Here is a 15,399-nt window from a genome sequence, read left to right as displayed (position 1 = left end):
TTAGCCTTTATAGGTTGATTTGAACAGGGGTAGTGAACCGCCGGTCTTCAGGGGCGCCACGTCACCAGGTTCGAAGGCCGGGTTCAGTGGGATCCGCTCGCCGTTGACCTCCAGAAAAAGATCCCCTTCAAGGTTGGAGACATCAATGGAGACTGTATCACCCTGGTTGATCTTCTCGTAGTCCGCCTCATTCGCGAAGGTCAGGGGCACGATACCGAAGTTGACCAGATTGGCCACGTGGATACGCGCAAACTGGGAGACCACCACGGCACGAATGCCCAACCAGCGGGGACAGAGCGCCGCGTGCTCGCGTGAGCTGCCCTGACCATAGTTCTCACCGCCGACGATGATACCGTGACCGCCGGCATCACGATGTTCGCAGGCACGGGTGGAGAAGCTCGGGTCCACCGGATTGAAGGTGGCCTGCATGGCGTACTCTTTGACATTGGAGCGCAACGGCAGGAAGGTGCCGGCGGGCTGGATGTCATCGGTGCTGATGTTGTCGCCCAGCTTCAGCAGAACCTCGCCTTTCAGGGTGTCGGGCAGCGGGTCGAAATTCGGCAGGGCCATGATGTTGGGGCCGCGGATGACCTCTACCTTCTCCGCCTCTTCCTGGGGCAGGGGCATGATGAAGGATTCCATATCCAGGATCGTCGGCGTCTGTTTGATCTCTACATCCCCCTGGGGCAGGGTGATCTCACCGGTGATGGCGCTGGCCGCCGCCACCAACGGGCTGACCAGATGAACCTCGGCGTCGGCGGTGCCGGAGCGCTTGGGGAAGTTACGGTTGAAGGTGCGCAGGGAGATGCCCTTGCTCACCGGGGAACCACCCTGACCGATACAGGCGCCGCAGCCATTATCCTGGATGCGCACACCGGAGTGGAGAAGCGTGGTCATGTAACCGGACTCGGCCAACTGCATGGCCACGGAGCGGGAGCCGGGATAGAGCAGGGTGTCCACGGAGACGCGCTTGCCCTTCAGTAATTCGGCGAAAGAGGCGATGTTCTCATAGGAGCTGTTGGTGCAGCTGCCCACGGAGACCTGGTTGATCTTCTCGCCAACATGATCTGATACTTTCTCCACGTTGCCGGGAGAGGGATAGATGGCGATCGACGGCTCCAGGGCGGAGAGATCGATATCGATGACCCGCTCATACTCAGCCCCCTCTTCAGCCGCTAGCGGCTGGTAGTCCTGACCGCGTCCACGCTCCTCAAGGAACGCCTGGGTGCGTTCGTCACTGGGGAAGATGGATGTGGTGGCGCCCATCTCGGCGCCCATATTGGTGATGGTGGCGCGTTCGGTGAGGGAGAGGCTGGCGACGTCAGACCCCGCATATTCGAAGACGGTGCCCTTGCCGCCTTTGACGCCGTTGATCTCCAGCATCTTGAGGATAACGTCCATGGCCATTACGCCGGGCTGTATTGAACCGGTGAGATTGACCTTGACCACCTTGGGCATGGGCATGCTGTACTCGCCGGTGGCCATCGCCAAAGCCACGTCGTAGCCGCCGGCACCCATGAAGATAGCGCCGCAGCCGCCGGCGTTCACGGTATGGCTGTCCGCACCTACGCCGGTCATGCCCGGCTTGACGAAGTTCTCTATGTTCAGAAAGTGGCAGATGCCGGTGCCTGCCGGAGAGTAGACAATGCCCAGCTTCTGGGCCACAGTCTTCAGATATTCGTGGTCGTCCGGATTACGAAACCCGACCTGCAACATACTGTGGTCGACAAAGTTGACGGAGAGCGGCTTGACTCGGTTGACGCCCATAGCCTCCAGCTGCAGCATGCACATGGTGCCGGTGGCATCCTGAGTGAAGGCCTCGTCCACCCTGATCTTGATCACAGTACCGGGCGCGGGTAGCTCATTCCCATCAACTAGGTGGTCGAGCAGGATTTTCTCCGTCAAATTCAAAGGCTTCATTTGGTTCCTCCTTAGGAACTCGTTAATTTATTACCGTCGGTGGTCTGGGCAGGTTCCACCATCGATGCGGCCAAAGCCAGCCTGTTCAGGTATCACCCTTACTGTTTGCGCAGAAATACCATAAAGAAACCGAACGCGGCACGCAAACCTTCCCTTGCAAAAAAATCCCGGCAGCGATGCACGGATGTACTGGACAAGGCTGACAGGGGTAAAAAACTGACATGAGCACGCCCGAGAAGGGGCCATCTATGCTCCACGACTGATACCCACACCAGAAATTTTTTAATTATACTGGCATTGCAGTAACAATACCGTAACAAAAAAAAGGAATATGGGCATGGCTTGCTGCGCTACAGCGTGCCGAGTTACCGCCTGCCCTACGAGCAACTCGACAAGGAGATCGACTATGTCCTCTATTTTGTAGCAAACATCCACTATGATACTCATGTGGGATTTTCGGAACTGATGGAGGGATTCCGATGCGGTGTTCTTCTCCACCAGCCTGATCGAGCCCCACAGCTGAGGGTGGAAGGGAAAAATACCCGCGGCAAGGACCCCAGTGCGGGACAGCGGGTGGCCGTGATGGTGACGCCCACCAGTCCGCATTGGGATAGACAGGTGTTTGATCGATACCTAATTTAAAGCTGAGCTGACGAGGGTTAAATCATGGCAGAAAAAAGCAGTCCGAAAGAAACTCAAGCCGAAACAAAAAAGGGAATGAAAAAAAGAGCAAGAAACATAGAAAAACATATGGATGCGGTTTGCAAGCTACCCTTCGTAAGCGAGTTGGACGACGGGGAGTGTGGTCGGCTGGCAGGAATCGCTACAGTTATTACCTTGAAAAAAGGCCAAATCCTGATTCAACAGGGGAAAAAGGACGATTCCCTTTACATATTAATCAAGGGACGCCTGCAGGTGAATAGGGGGACTGGGGGTGGTGAGCATGTCACCTTGGCGTGCATCCGAGAGGGGGAGATGGCCGGCGAAATGGGATTTCTGGACGGTTCGGAACACAGCGCCACACTCCAGGCGGACTGCACCACGGATGTCCTCCAAATCAAGAGAAAGCACCTTGAAAGTCTGCTGGATGAGCACCCGCAAATAGTTTACAAACTGATGCGCGCCATTGCCCGAGAGGTACACGAGATCACGAAGCGCATGAACATGCAGTACGTGGAAATGAGTAATTATATCCACCACCAGCATGGGCGCTATTGAGCATTAAAATATCTGATTATCCCTATCACTCAGCTGCTATAGGGAAAGAGATTTGTCCGCGAACAACGCAAAAAGCGCAAATGCATTGATTTTGTATGAAAACCTGATGGTTATCCATCTGCATCGGCCGGTTCAATGATTACAGAACAGGGCTTATTGGACGGATGCAATGTCTTAATACATAAGGAAAAATTGCGTTATTTGCGGATTGAAAAACACTCTCAGATCATGACTGAATTTTACGGGTAATCAGGTTAAAATAAGGGCCGCATTAAAGGTGCTGTTCCATCTTTACAATCGATAGGGTAGCGCCTTTTTCTCCAGGCAGACATCCCTCAAGGGATTCAGGCAGACCAAGCGTCGTGCAGCCTGCTTCTGGCTATTTTATACGCCTTAGCCGCCTTATTTAAGCGTTTATTCAATGCCTTCAGCAGCTTTTTGTTTTTCTTCGACTGCTTTTGCTTTCCGCCCTTGGCATCCAAACCGCAGGTGACCTTCGACCATTCCTTGTCGGCCACCTGCCACTCGTAAAACGCTCTCCGCTCGGTGCTATGCAACTCGAATGTGGAATCGGGATTCTCCAGCCACTCCCACTTCGACTGCCGGGGTTCATTTACATTCATAATGTTCTTCCGGAGGACCGCAGAATATTGATCCAGCTTGTCTTGCTGGTCGCAGCTGCAGGTAGAGGCAACGACAGCAATGGGGAAACGTACCGTCTCTGAGCGAAATGGCACTTAACTTAAGGCGATGGTGTTCGTATTGTCAAAGCCTCGCCAACTACCTTAACAAACAGTAGGTTATGTTAGCGTAGCGTAACACGACAAGAATGGCGTAAATTATTGGGTTACGGGCAAAAAGACTGCCTAACCCAACCTGCTCAAGCGTTCGATTATCTCTACCCACTCCTGCGTGTAATGAGTTCTTGACTCAGGAGGCGAATATGGCTCATTTCCTCTTGGATGATCTGGTCGATTTTGTCCTTGCCGCCCCTCTCCGGGACCATTTCCTTCATTCCCAGGTAGAATGCGATCGAATCTTTCTCGGTCATTATGGCCGCTTTCAGGATCTCCTCCATTGAAGATGTATCTATCTCTTTCTGGAAAAAAACCCGGGTATCCGCAAGCGAACGCAGGTAGCCGATGGCCTCGTCATTGGGATCCGCAACAGTCGACTTCCGCTGCTCATCCGTCAGGGATTTCCGTATGTCTGAAAAAACATCCTCATGCTCCTCTTCCATCCGGGCAAGCTCGATGAGGAAGTCTCTGCCTGCAGGGTCGCCGATAACGGTCCCGGCAGCCTTACGGTAAAACTCCGCCCCGTTTCTCTCGATCTGCTCGGCCATCTCGAAGACTTCATCGGCATTAAATTCGAAGCTCATGATCTCTGTCTCTCTCGTAACTATTCAGCTCATGCTGGATATGGAGATAACATGTAGGATGCTGGTGAGAAACGAACCGCATCGATCATAAATGATGCGGTTCGCAAGCTCACCAGCATCCTACAATCCCTATATTCGTGGTGAAGTGGAATCTAGGAGGCTGTCGGATTTAACGCTATTTGGCTGCAAATCCCTGGATGGCGATCAACTCAGCATATCAAACTCGTTAAATAGGTCCACTATTCTCCTCGTTTGATAAACTGATTTGATTCGCCCCCAGTGATTTTCGCTTCAAACGGATAAACCCGACAGCCTCCTAGCCAAATCAAAATTTGCTGTCCATTCTAATATCAGTGGAATCGATCCAATACCCCATGTTCAACACGCTATCGTGCTGAGATTGGAGCAGATCATAATGAAACCTCTCCTCATCGGCGAGGGACTCCGCCAACTCACGCACCTTGGGGTTTGACGCCTTTTTGACCAGCTCTTCAAAAAAACGGATCGCCTTTCTCTCCATCTCCATCGCTATCTTGAGCGCTTCGGCGCCGTTGGCATTCTTGTTGTCCTTTCCCCGCTTGGCTATAGCCGCTTCCAACTGGTCGACAACCGACGCCGGTCCTTTTTTCTGCATCTCCCTGTCGGCAATATTCCGCCAATCCTCACCACCGGTGATGGAGGTGAATATCTTCTCCAAAACTGTGAGGTGGCCATCCTCCTCTTTAGCGAGCCGTATGAACATGGCTTTTCCGAGTTCGTCTTCGGTCACAACGGCCGCACGTTCATAAAACCCCTTGCCGCTTATCTCCAGCTTGATGGACTCTTTGATTAACTCAACCATTTGATCATCGATATCGACCATATGCTACCTCCAAAGGTTCACAACACCCGACCACCTAACCAAACAGGAAAAGCGGGAGCGCGTCCCCACGCTCCCAAGCTCCCGTAGTGTCTCACTGAATCAACCAAGCGCATCCAATGCTGCATTGAAGGTGGTGCTGGGACGCATGGCTTTTTCCATTTTTTCAGCATCCGGGCAATAGTAAGCGCCCAGGTCGACAGACTCGCCCTGTGCCGCAATCAGCTCTTTAGCGATCGTTGCCTCATTCTCTTCAAGCTGCTTCGCCAGTGGCGCGAAACGCGCCTGAAGCGCTGCATCACCAGTCTGTTCAGCCAGCGCCTGCGCCCAGTACATGGCAAGATAGAAATGGCTTCCCCGGTTATCCAGCTCATTGACCTTGCGGGAAGGTGACTTGTTGTTATTCAGGAACTTGCCCGTTGCCTGATCAAGCGTATCCCCCAGCACCTTCGCCTTTGCATTACCGGATACAATGCTCAGATGCTCCATGGATGCGGCAAGCGCAAGAAATTCACCCAGTGAATCCCACCGCAGGTGTCCTTCCTGCCTGATCTGCTGGACATGCTTTGGTGCAGATCCGCCAGCACCGGTCTCGAACAACCCACCACCGTTCATCAGTGGCACGATGGAGAGCATTTTTGCACTGGTGCCCACTTCGAGGATCGGGTAGAGATCGGTGTTGTAGTCACGCAGTACGTTGCCGGTTACGGAGATGGTGTCTTCACCCGCTCGCATCCGCTCAACAGAGAGTTTCGCCGCCTCGTAGACGCCCATGATGCGGATATCCAGACCTGTGGTGTCGTGGTCCTGCAGATATTTTTCTACTTTCTTTTTGAGTTCAACGGTGTGCGCCCGGTCATCATCCAGCCAGAATATTGCAGGCCAACCGGTTGCCTTGGCGCGGGTCACGGCCAGTTTTACCCAGTCCTGGATGGGGGCGTCTTTCACCGCCACCATGCGCCAAATATCACCCTCTTCGACAGCCTGCTCGTGGATATTGTCGCCATTGGCGTCAACGATACGGATGGTTCCGTCCCCTGGAGCCTCGAAGGTGGTGGGATGAGAGCCGTACTCCTCCGCCTTCTTCGCCATCAACCCCACATTGGGGACGGTACCCATGGTGGTCGGATCCAGCGCGCCGTTGGCGATACAGTTCTCGATAGTGGCCTGGTAGAGGGGTGCGTAGCTGTGGTCGGGGATAACGAACTTGGTGTCTTGCAGCTTGCCGTCGGAGTTCCACATCCGCCCGGAGGTGCGAATCGCGGCGGGCATGGAGGCGTCGATGATCACATCGCTGGGTACATGCAGGTTGGTGATGCCCTTGTCGGAGTTCACCATTGCAAGTGCGGGACGCTCAGCGTAGATCGCCTGGATATCCGCTTCGATCTCGGCCTTTTTGTCCGCCGGCAGATTTTCGATCTTGGCGTAAAGGTCGCCCAGGCCGTTATTGAAATTGACGCCGAGTTCGGCGATGACATCCGCATGTTTATCTATGACGTCTTTATAGAAAACCTTGACGCAGTGACCAAAAATAATCGGGTCTGAGACCTTCATCATGGTTGCTTTCATGTGCAGGGAGAAGAGTACACCCTGCTGCTTGGCATCTTCCACCTGCTCCCCGAGAAATTTGGTCAGGGCATTTTTGCTCATGAATGTTGCGTCGACCACCTCACCGGCTTCCAGCGGTATGCTCTCTTTCAGAACGGTAACGCTTCCGTTTTTGGCGACAAACTCGATTTTTGCGTCGGTTGCCTCGGACATGGTCACGGATTTCTCGTTGGCACAGAAATCCCCGCTGCTCATGGTGGCGACATGGGATTTCGAGTCAGAGCTCCAGGCGCCCATGGAGTGCGGGTTCTGCTTCGCATAATTCTTTACCGCGCCCGGCGCTCTGCGGTCGGAGTTTCCCTCTCGTAAAACAGGGTTGACTGCGCTACCCAGGACCTTGGCGTATCTGGCCTTGATCTCCTTCTCTGCATCGTCTTTCGGATTCTCGGGATAGTCCGGGAGGTCATAGCCCAGCTCCTGAAGCTCCTTGAGAGCGGCCTTCAGCTGTGGGATCGAGGCGCTGATATTGGGCAGTTTGATGATATTGGCTTCCGGTTTCTTCGCCAGATCACCCAATATGGCCAGATCATCAGATTGTTTTTGGTTGTCGCCCAGATTATCGGGGAAGTTTGCGATGATCCTGCCCGCAAGAGAGATATCCCTTGTCTCGATATTGATGCCAGTCCCTTCCGTGAATGCCTTGATGATAGGCAGAAAAGAGTAGGTCGCCAGCGCGGGGGCTTCATCCGTTTTTGTCCAAACAATCGTTGATGTCTGTTCTGTCATGTTTTTTCCTCAGTAAATTTGCACCTGAATCCTGCGACTGCTTGCAGGATCCAGATTGAACTGTTTCGTCAAACTGCTAGCTACGATACGTAGGAGCAGCGGGATGCCGCTGTGCGGGTGTCCATATTCCGCCCGCGATTGGTATGATCATCGATCTCTGCTGCAGAGCCGATCATACGACCAAACAGGAAAGTGGTGAAGGCAGCTGATTCCATGGTCGAATCGCTGATCTCCCCATCCGCGTAAGGCTGCCACAGCATCTTCAGCAAAATCACCGCGATCACGGCATCCACGTTGACACAGTAGACGTTGCGGCTGACGCCGGTTTTGAACAGGGCGTTGACCAGTTCATGGTAGAACTCGTGGAAGATGTTATAGCTGCCGCGCTTCTTGAACAGCTTGTCGACGAACACCTCGCGGGGGTCGTAGTTAACAGCTTCGCCCTTGAACACCGGGTGGTTCACACAGGGGATCTTGGCGTAGGAGAGATTGCCTTCCGCCTTGGCCTTGGTCTTGTACGCTTTGTACTCTTTGGCGTAATCGGTGGCCATGGCGGCCAGATCCATGCCGTGGCCTGCGTCGTCGGGACCACTCAGGCCGGAATCGCGGAAGCGATCCAACAGGAAGGCGATGGCCTCGAAGCCGTTGCCGCCGTGGGCGTAACCGGTGTGAGTCAGGAAGCCGATATAACCCTTGTTGACCTGAACCCGTTCCGGGACCTCGGGGCCATCGGCGCTGACCGCACCCTTGGCGCCCTGTGCGGAGATAGTTCCTGGACCGTTGGTAATGATCAGACCGAGCAGGACGGAGAAGGCGTAGAGCGCCTCTTCACCCGGGCGATTACCGAGCAGAGCCAGATGGGCGGTCTCGGTAAAGCTCCAACTGCTCATAAGCTCCTTGTTGGCCACGCCGCAGAAGATGTGCCTCTCCTGGTTCTCTGCACTGGCGGCAGAGCCGATCAGGGTGCTGAATACCCGGAAGTGCCAGGGCAGGTTGCTGACGGTGGTAACCGAGAGACGCTTGCGCATCAGCGCCTTCCAGGCCAGATGAGTGGTGATGGCAGCCACCAGCACACTGCAGCTCAGCTTGCCGCCACCCTTCTGTTCCAGGGCCTTGAGGAAGTCGATGAATACCGATTTGGCGCCGCGGGTCTCAATCGCCGCCAACATGGCAACGTTGCAGCGACCGGAGTAGTCGGTAAGGAATACCCCGGCGTCTGCGTCTTCCAGTTGGGCGCTGAAATCAAATCCCACGTCTGCCGGATCCTCCAGGCCACTCTTCTTGAACAGTTCGACCAGCGCCATGGTGACAGTGCGAGCCTTCTCTACCTGCTTCGGTCCCACCATGGCAATTGCCGCAGAGAGTGCGGTATTGGGGCTGTTACCCGCCTCACGGGAGGCGTCAGCGGCAGCCAGCCCGATCTTGCCGCTCTGGTTGACGAAGGTATTCAGGGCGACGTTGGTCAGGGCCGCACCATTCGCATCCGGGTACTCGCGAATCAGGCTCTGTACCAGATTCTCCTCGAAGGAGTGGGTGGAGGCGTCCAGCACACTGGTGCCATGAATCTTGGTCACCTGAGTCTTGGGGTCCATCATGGAGGCGCCGGAGGTATCCTTCATGGTCTGGCGTGGGAAGACCGTACCCACCTGTTCGCCGAGGCCGGCAATCTGCTCGTTGTAGGGAGCCATCGCCTCTACGACTGGCGGATTCAGATGATCCGGCAGGTCGATGCCTTGGGAATTGCTGAACCAGCACTTGAGAGAGAGATCGCCCACTGAGTCGAAGTCGGGTTTGGCGCCCCGTTTCGCCATCACGGCGGTCATGGCTTCCGGGATATGGGATATGTTGACCACCACGGCGCCCTTCTCGGAGCAGACCGGGTTCTCTGGGGTGAAGATGGCGTCCACGCCAAACTTCTCCATGAACCACTCCTCCTTGGCCAGTGCGTTATCGCCGGCCCCGGCGATGGCACCGGCATGGCCGCAGGCCTTGGTCAGCTTCGCCTTCCAGCGGCCCACGATACAGGCAACCACCGGCTTGTCGAATTCGAGATCGCGCTCATAGTAGCCACCCGGTTCGATATACATCACCGCAGACTTGGAGCGATCATCATTGTGGAATGCATGGGTCCACTCCTGCGCAGCGTAGTGGATATAGACATCCTTACCGGAGGAGAAGGAGACTGTGGTGCCCCAACCGCCGGTCGCCAGGTAGACCGCAATGGTGGTGGTGAAGTTGCCTGAGTTGGAGTAGATGGCCACAGAGCCGGGGAGCAGGGACTCTTCCGGTGCGCTGCCGCCCAGGGCGCCGCCGATGCGAACATGGTTGTGGGCGTCCGCCAGACCCAGGCAGTTGCCGCCGAAGATGTCGATACCGTGCATCTGGCCGATGGCGCGGATGATACGGGCGTCACGTACCGGCACTTTCTCGGTGAGTATGACGATCTTGGTCAGGTTAGGGTTGACCCGCACCGCTTCGAGCACGCCGTCGCGCACACCGGAGGGTGGCAGGTAGACCACCACAACGTTGAATTCCTGGCCATCGTCCACCGCCTCGGCCACGTTGTCGTAGACCGGGATGTCACCGGCGGAGGTCTTCATCTTGGTGCCGGAACGCCCAGGCGCGGTGCCACAGATGATATTGCCACCGGAATAGACGTGGCTCACCGGGGTGACGGTACGGCTCTCGCCGCCAGTGATGTTGAGGACGCAGACCCGGTCATCTTTAGTGGCCAGTTCTGTCAGAGAGTTGATGCCCACATAGTAGTGGGGAAAAGCAGCTACACCTTGCGGATGCATAATTTGGCTCCCTCGATCTTGCGTGGCCTGCTCATTGGGCCACGCTAGGAAATTCTTGGTTACAGATATAAAGCAGGGCAGTGAAAAGCCGTTATCCGGCGATCCCCATCTTTTTGGCCACGATTTCACGACCACCGTTTTTCATCCAGTCATCGGCAGCCTGTGCGTAGTTGACCACCTCGCTCATGGCGGAATCGAAACCGAACATCTGATAGGGGATACCCAGGGAGTCCAGGGTATCCTGCATATAGCCCATGCCACGGATCAGGTTGGGACCGCCACGTCCCACCACCACGTAGAGCGGTTGCGGACCATGGGCGTTGAAGTGATCCCGCAGGGCATCCGCCATGGCGCGGAAGGTCTCGTAAATATCGGTGTTGTTGGCCTTGCCGCCAATAATGAAGAGCACGTTGGTCTGCTCCAGCCAATATTTGTATACGATACGGCTGATGTCGTGCATCTTGGCGTAGGGAGGATTGCCGCCAAAGTCAGATGAGATGGTGGCCGCGTCACCCAGCAACTCAGTCACCAGGGCATTGGCGCCGCCGCCGAAGGTCATGGCGGAGATCGTACCCTCTTCATTGATTACGAATACATCGGACTGACCCTGGTAGGTGCGCAGCGAGTTCACCTCCTGCTCGAAATCGGAGTAGCTGGAGGTATCCAGATCAGCCGGCAGACCCAGGCGGGCAACGTTGGGGTCATCGTCGTCGAAGCCACACTTGAAGTCACAGGCCACTGGCACCAGACGCCCCTTCTTGTTGGGCATCATGCGGATCGGGTTCAACTCCAGTGTGGTCATACCGTAGTTGTGGTAGAGATCCCAAAGCTTGGGCAGGTTCTGCACCAGGGGACTGATCAACTCGCTGGGAGCACCAATGCGCTTCAGGGCGTTGGAGATGACAAAACCTTTCAACCCGGTGAGCGGATCGAATGGGATGCTGGTGATCTTCTCCGGGGGCAACTCCTCGATATCGACGCCGCCATGATGGGTGATGGTAATGGTCGGCGCACGGAACTCGGTATTGTCGGTGATGGAGAAGTAGACCTCACAAGCAGCCGGTACCGCGCCCTCAAAGGTAACGCCCTCGGCCTTGCTCAGGGTATTGTTGTGGAAGTGCTCGGCAAAATAGAGCCGCTCCTTCTCCTTCATGGCGGTGCTCAGGTCCTTGGCCCTGCCCAGCAAACCGTGCTTACCCTTCTTGCCAACGCCGCCCTTGAATATCGGCTTGACGAAGACTTCGCCGCAACGCTCGATAAGGCTTTTGATCTCTTGATCGCTCGCCTCTGGACCCAGTACCTCGGACCGAGGAAAACCGACAATATCCAGGAGTTTTGCGCCGTGACGCATCCCAGTGATATTCATTACATCTGTCCCCTTAACACTCTAAAAATATACTGTTTGGTAACCATTCCGCTCTCCGTTGAGGCACGGAGATTACGGAGAAATCCCCGATTTCTCCGTGGTGAATAGCTACATGGTATCTAGTACTCTTGCGGCAGGCGCTTCAGCTCAGCCCAGGAATAGACCGGGCCCTTCACACAGACATAGTCCTTACCCACGTTGCAACGACCGCATTTGCCCACACCACACTTCATCTTGTTTTCGATGGTGGTGTAGATCTGTTCATCTGCAAAGCCCAATGCCTGCAGATTCTGGATCACGAATTTTATCATGATCGGCGGGCCACAGGTAATAGCAATGGCGTTATCAGGTGGCGGCGCCTTGTCCATCAGGTTGGCGGGAACGAACCCCGTATAGCCCGACCAGCCCTCTTCCGGGGCATCGACCGAGAGTTGTACCTCGACTGACTCCTTGAGCCTCTCAAAATCGGCCTCGTACATGATGTCGCTGGAGGTGCGGGCGCCGTAGAAAACGGTGATCTTACCGAACTCCTCACGCCGGGCCACTGCCGTTTGGATTACCGGCCAGATCGGAGCCAGACCGACGCCACCGCCGATGAAGACCAGATCCCGGCCCTGCCAGTCGTCCAGGGGAAACTGGTTGCCGTAGGGGCCACGGATACCGATGAAGTCGCCGATTTTGGCAGCGTGAAAGGCCGAGGTGACCCGCCCCATCTTCATGATGCTGAACTGTTTGTACTCCTTGACCAGCGGCGAGGAGGCGATCGAGATCATCGATTCGCCCTTGCCGAACATCGACAGCATGGCGCACTGACCGCAGTCATGCTCGAAACCGTCGTCGTTCGGGAACTCGACCTTGAAGGTCTTGATTGCCCTGGCGCCCTGGGTCTCCTCATCGATACCGACGATGCGCCCAATCTTTGGAAGATAGATGTTATCCGTCATGATTGCCCCACCCTCTCCAAGACCGCGACAATGTCGATCCCGACCGGGCATTCCGTGATGCAGCGGCCACAACCCGTGCACTGCTGGGTTTTATGGTTTTCGACGAAGTAGAGAAATTTGTGGTTGACCCGCTGCCGCAGACGTGAACCAAGGTCGCCTCTGGGGTTGTGCCCCGAGGTGTGCATGGTGAAGTCCGGGAACTGACAGTTGTCCCAGGTTCTCACCCGCTCGCCCTCGCCAGTGGTCGGGCTAATCACCTCGTCGTTGATGTCGAAACAGTGGCAGGTTGGACAGAGAAAGGTGCAGATGCCGCAACCGATGCAATGCTGCGCCATATCGGCCCACAGTGGAGAGTCGAAGCTCTCGCGGAGGGCCTCGGAAATGGCGTCCAGGTCCCCGATAGGGCGCTGGGGATAACTGCGCGAGGTCTCGTGAACCTTATCAACCTCGGTCTGGTCAGCGTCGCTAACCGCATCGAAGGCGTCGCGGCCCCGCTCCATGGCCTCCACCCCCTTCGCAGTGACTCCCTTGACATGAAACCGGTCGCCCAGGTCTGTCATCAGGATATCGAGACCCTCCTCGGCGTGTGGCGAGCCACCAACCGATTGACAGAAGCAGTTGGGGGAGTGGGGCTGATTGCAGGCCAAGCCAACCAGGGTCAGCTTGTTGCGTCTCGCCCAGTAATAGGGATCCTCGAACTCTTTATTGAATACCGTGTCGTTGCGGGGCATGCCCCTGCCATCACAGGGCCGCACGCCGAATACCACAGTGGGCTTTGGATCGGGTAGTGTCGGGGTCAGCACCGGAACGCCGTCCTTCTTTTCGAAACGGAAGAAGACCTCGCGTTGCGGAAAGGTGAAGGCCTTGACGGAGCCGATGGTATTGGTATGAGAGAGGTCGATATCAGTGCCGGCCTCGACCCTGGCAAAATTCCAGACCGAGTCGGCGAAGGCGGGAGCGTACACCTCGCAGTCGTCGAGGGTATCGACCCACTCCCTGAGTTTTTCCTGGCGAAGGATCTTTTCCATGGGAGCTACCTGATGAAACTATTGGGATCTTCGTCCCGGAAGGACGACAGCAGTGAGGCCTGTTCGATATCGTGTCCCGCCTGGTACTCGAACATCTCGAAGGCCTCTTTTTCCAGCTTGGTATTGAGCAGACGTAGCGGAATGTTGACCGGGCAGACCCGCTCACATTCGCCACAGTCGATACAACGACCCGCCAGATGAATGGCCCGTGTCAAGTGATAGACAGCGCTCTCGGAGGTATTCGCCGAGCGCTCACACCAGCGGATGCGGTTGGCCTTCTCCTCGGCGCTGGTTCCCAGCGTGACCACGAATGTGGTGCTGTCGACCACGCATTCAGGGCAGTAACACATAGGGCAGACTGCACGGCAGGCGAAACAGCGCAGACAGCGATCAAAGTGGCGTTCCCAGGTCGCCCAGCGCTCATCCTCAGAGAGTCTCTCCGCCTCTTTGGCGGCATGGAAGGGCTCGTTAAAATCACGCGCTTCGACCGTATTGCCGAAAACGACGTCATTGAGTGCTGGAGCGGCCGCGCGGCATTCGAGGCAGCGGTCGGCCAAAACCTCTCGTGCCGGTATAACGGTTTCAGTTTCATCGCCATACACGCTGACATTGATGCCGTCGGCGCCGTCAGTCGCTCCCGGCGTCCTGCCTCCCGCGACACTTGTGCTTCCCTGCACGGCGAATGTTACCCGGCTCGCCGTTCTGCCCTTCAGCTTGGCGGACAGTTTCCTCGGATCGACGACGCCCGTGCCTTCGCAGGAGACACCTATGACCACTACGTCCTCGCGCTTGAAGTAGTTCTCCTGCAGCAAAACACCGATGGCGCGGCTGTCGCAGCCCTTGGCGACGATGCCAACAGGACGTGTGTCAGGAGTTTTGGAGACCGCCTGCTGCTTGCGGTCCTTGACCAGATAGAGCGCCAGATTATTCAGGCAGGTGGGATCCCAGACAAGGGAAGCAGCCTCTCCGACATTGGTTATCGTGCAGGGTTCAGCAAAAGCGCTCGCTGAGCCCCGGCGAAAACCCAGCACCGACTTGACCTCCCCCTTCTCCAACAGGCCGGCGGCATAGTCTCGAATCTCTTCTACATTGACCATCAGCGCTCCGCCTTCAATCGGTTCTGGGGACCCAGTACGCGCAGATCCTCGACAAACTCGTCGACCACCTCTGCGAATTTCGCCCCCTCGGCGGCCGAGACCCAGGACATGCGGAAGCGGTCCGACTCCAGGCCGATGAACTGGAGCAGCTCCTTCACCAGGTAAAGTTTACGGCGGGCCAGATAGTTCCCCTCCATATAGTGGCAGTCACCTGGATGGCAGCCCGAAATCAGCACGCCATCCGCCCCCTTGTTGAAGGCGGAGAGGATATACATGGGTGATACCGATCCCGAACAGGGGATGGTGATGGGGGTGGCGTTTGCCGAATATTGAATGCGCGACACACCGGCCAGATCACTGCCGGCGGACGAACACCATTTGCACAGGAAAGCCACGATGCGCGGCTCAAAGTCCTGTACTTCAGTCGTTTGCGACGGGTTCGACACCTGAATCC

General features: G+C 56.1%; 13 protein-coding genes. 2 read left to right on the top strand and 11 right to left on the bottom strand.

The window, feature by feature from the left end:
- Positions 1 to 1,920, bottom strand: a complete 1,920-nt coding sequence (locus tag G9Q73_RS16955) for an aconitate hydratase (RefSeq protein ID WP_177420830.1) — start codon at positions 1,918 to 1,920, stop codon at positions 1 to 3.
- A 342-nt stretch (positions 1,921 to 2,262) separates the two neighbouring features.
- Here G9Q73_RS16955 and G9Q73_RS16950 point away from each other — a divergent pair, with 342 nt between their 5' ends.
- Both G9Q73_RS16950 and G9Q73_RS16945 read left to right on the top strand, forming a co-directional pair.
- Complete coding sequence (locus G9Q73_RS16950) at positions 2,263 to 2,562, top strand: hypothetical protein (protein WP_177420829.1); 300 nt, start codon at positions 2,263 to 2,265, stop codon at positions 2,560 to 2,562.
- Positions 2,563 to 2,586: 24 nt separating this feature from the next.
- Complete coding sequence (locus G9Q73_RS16945; protein WP_177420828.1) at positions 2,587 to 3,138, top strand: Crp/Fnr family transcriptional regulator; 552 nt, start codon at positions 2,587 to 2,589, stop codon at positions 3,136 to 3,138.
- 344 nt (positions 3,139 to 3,482) lie between these two features.
- Here the strand turns inward: G9Q73_RS16945 and G9Q73_RS16940 are convergent, their stop codons facing one another.
- The 10 genes from G9Q73_RS16940 to G9Q73_RS16895 form a co-directional block, all read right to left on the bottom strand.
- Positions 3,483 to 3,761 carry a hypothetical protein gene (locus tag G9Q73_RS16940; RefSeq protein WP_177420827.1) on the bottom strand — a complete coding sequence of 93 codons (279 nt, stop codon included), beginning with the start codon at positions 3,759 to 3,761 and terminating at the stop codon, positions 3,483 to 3,485.
- 275 nt (positions 3,762 to 4,036) lie between these two features.
- A complete protein-coding gene (locus G9Q73_RS16935) occupies positions 4,037 to 4,519 on the bottom strand; it encodes a ferritin family protein (RefSeq protein ID WP_177420826.1) in 483 nt (160 codons plus the stop codon).
- Positions 4,520 to 4,844: 325 nt separating this feature from the next.
- Positions 4,845 to 5,381: a ferritin-like domain-containing protein gene (locus G9Q73_RS16930; RefSeq protein WP_177420825.1), complete on the bottom strand. Its 537-nt coding sequence runs from the start codon at positions 5,379 to 5,381 to the stop codon at positions 4,845 to 4,847.
- Between the two features lie 99 nt (positions 5,382 to 5,480).
- Positions 5,481 to 7,712 carry an NADP-dependent isocitrate dehydrogenase gene (locus G9Q73_RS16925; protein ID WP_177420824.1) on the bottom strand — a complete coding sequence of 744 codons (2,232 nt, stop codon included), beginning with the start codon at positions 7,710 to 7,712 and terminating at the stop codon, positions 5,481 to 5,483.
- A gap of 80 nt (positions 7,713 to 7,792) precedes the next feature.
- Positions 7,793 to 10,510, bottom strand: a complete 2,718-nt coding sequence (locus G9Q73_RS16920) for a CoA-binding protein (RefSeq protein ID WP_177420823.1) — start codon at positions 10,508 to 10,510, stop codon at positions 7,793 to 7,795.
- 91 nt (positions 10,511 to 10,601) lie between these two features.
- A complete protein-coding gene (locus G9Q73_RS16915; RefSeq protein ID WP_177420822.1) occupies positions 10,602 to 11,876 on the bottom strand; it encodes an ATP citrate lyase citrate-binding domain-containing protein in 1,275 nt (424 codons plus the stop codon).
- Between the two features lie 119 nt (positions 11,877 to 11,995).
- On the bottom strand, positions 11,996 to 12,820 hold the full coding sequence (locus tag G9Q73_RS16910) for an FAD/NAD(P)-binding protein (protein WP_177420821.1): 825 nt from the start codon (positions 12,818 to 12,820) through the stop codon (positions 11,996 to 11,998).
- Positions 12,817 to 13,848, bottom strand: a complete 1,032-nt coding sequence (locus G9Q73_RS16905) for a 4Fe-4S dicluster domain-containing protein (RefSeq protein WP_177420820.1) — start codon at positions 13,846 to 13,848, stop codon at positions 12,817 to 12,819. Before G9Q73_RS16905 ends, G9Q73_RS16910 begins: the two co-directional genes overlap by 4 nt.
- 5 nt (positions 13,849 to 13,853) lie before the next feature.
- Positions 13,854 to 14,945 (bottom strand): 4Fe-4S binding protein, encoded by a 1,092-nt coding sequence (locus G9Q73_RS16900; protein WP_177420819.1) that lies wholly within the window; start codon positions 14,943 to 14,945, stop codon positions 13,854 to 13,856.
- Positions 14,945 to 15,391, bottom strand: coding sequence for a hydrogenase iron-sulfur subunit (locus G9Q73_RS16895; protein ID WP_177420818.1), 447 nt, complete (start codon positions 15,389 to 15,391; stop codon positions 14,945 to 14,947). The genes G9Q73_RS16900 and G9Q73_RS16895 overlap by 1 nt, the downstream gene beginning before the upstream one ends.
- Positions 15,392 to 15,399: the final 8 nt, after the last annotated feature.

The organism is endosymbiont of Lamellibrachia barhami, assembly GCF_011947365.2.
Classification (GTDB): Bacteria; Pseudomonadota; Gammaproteobacteria; order Chromatiales; family Chromatiaceae; genus QGON01.
Note: the sequence above shows the minus strand (reverse complement) of the source record. Positions and strands in the feature narration are given on the sequence as shown.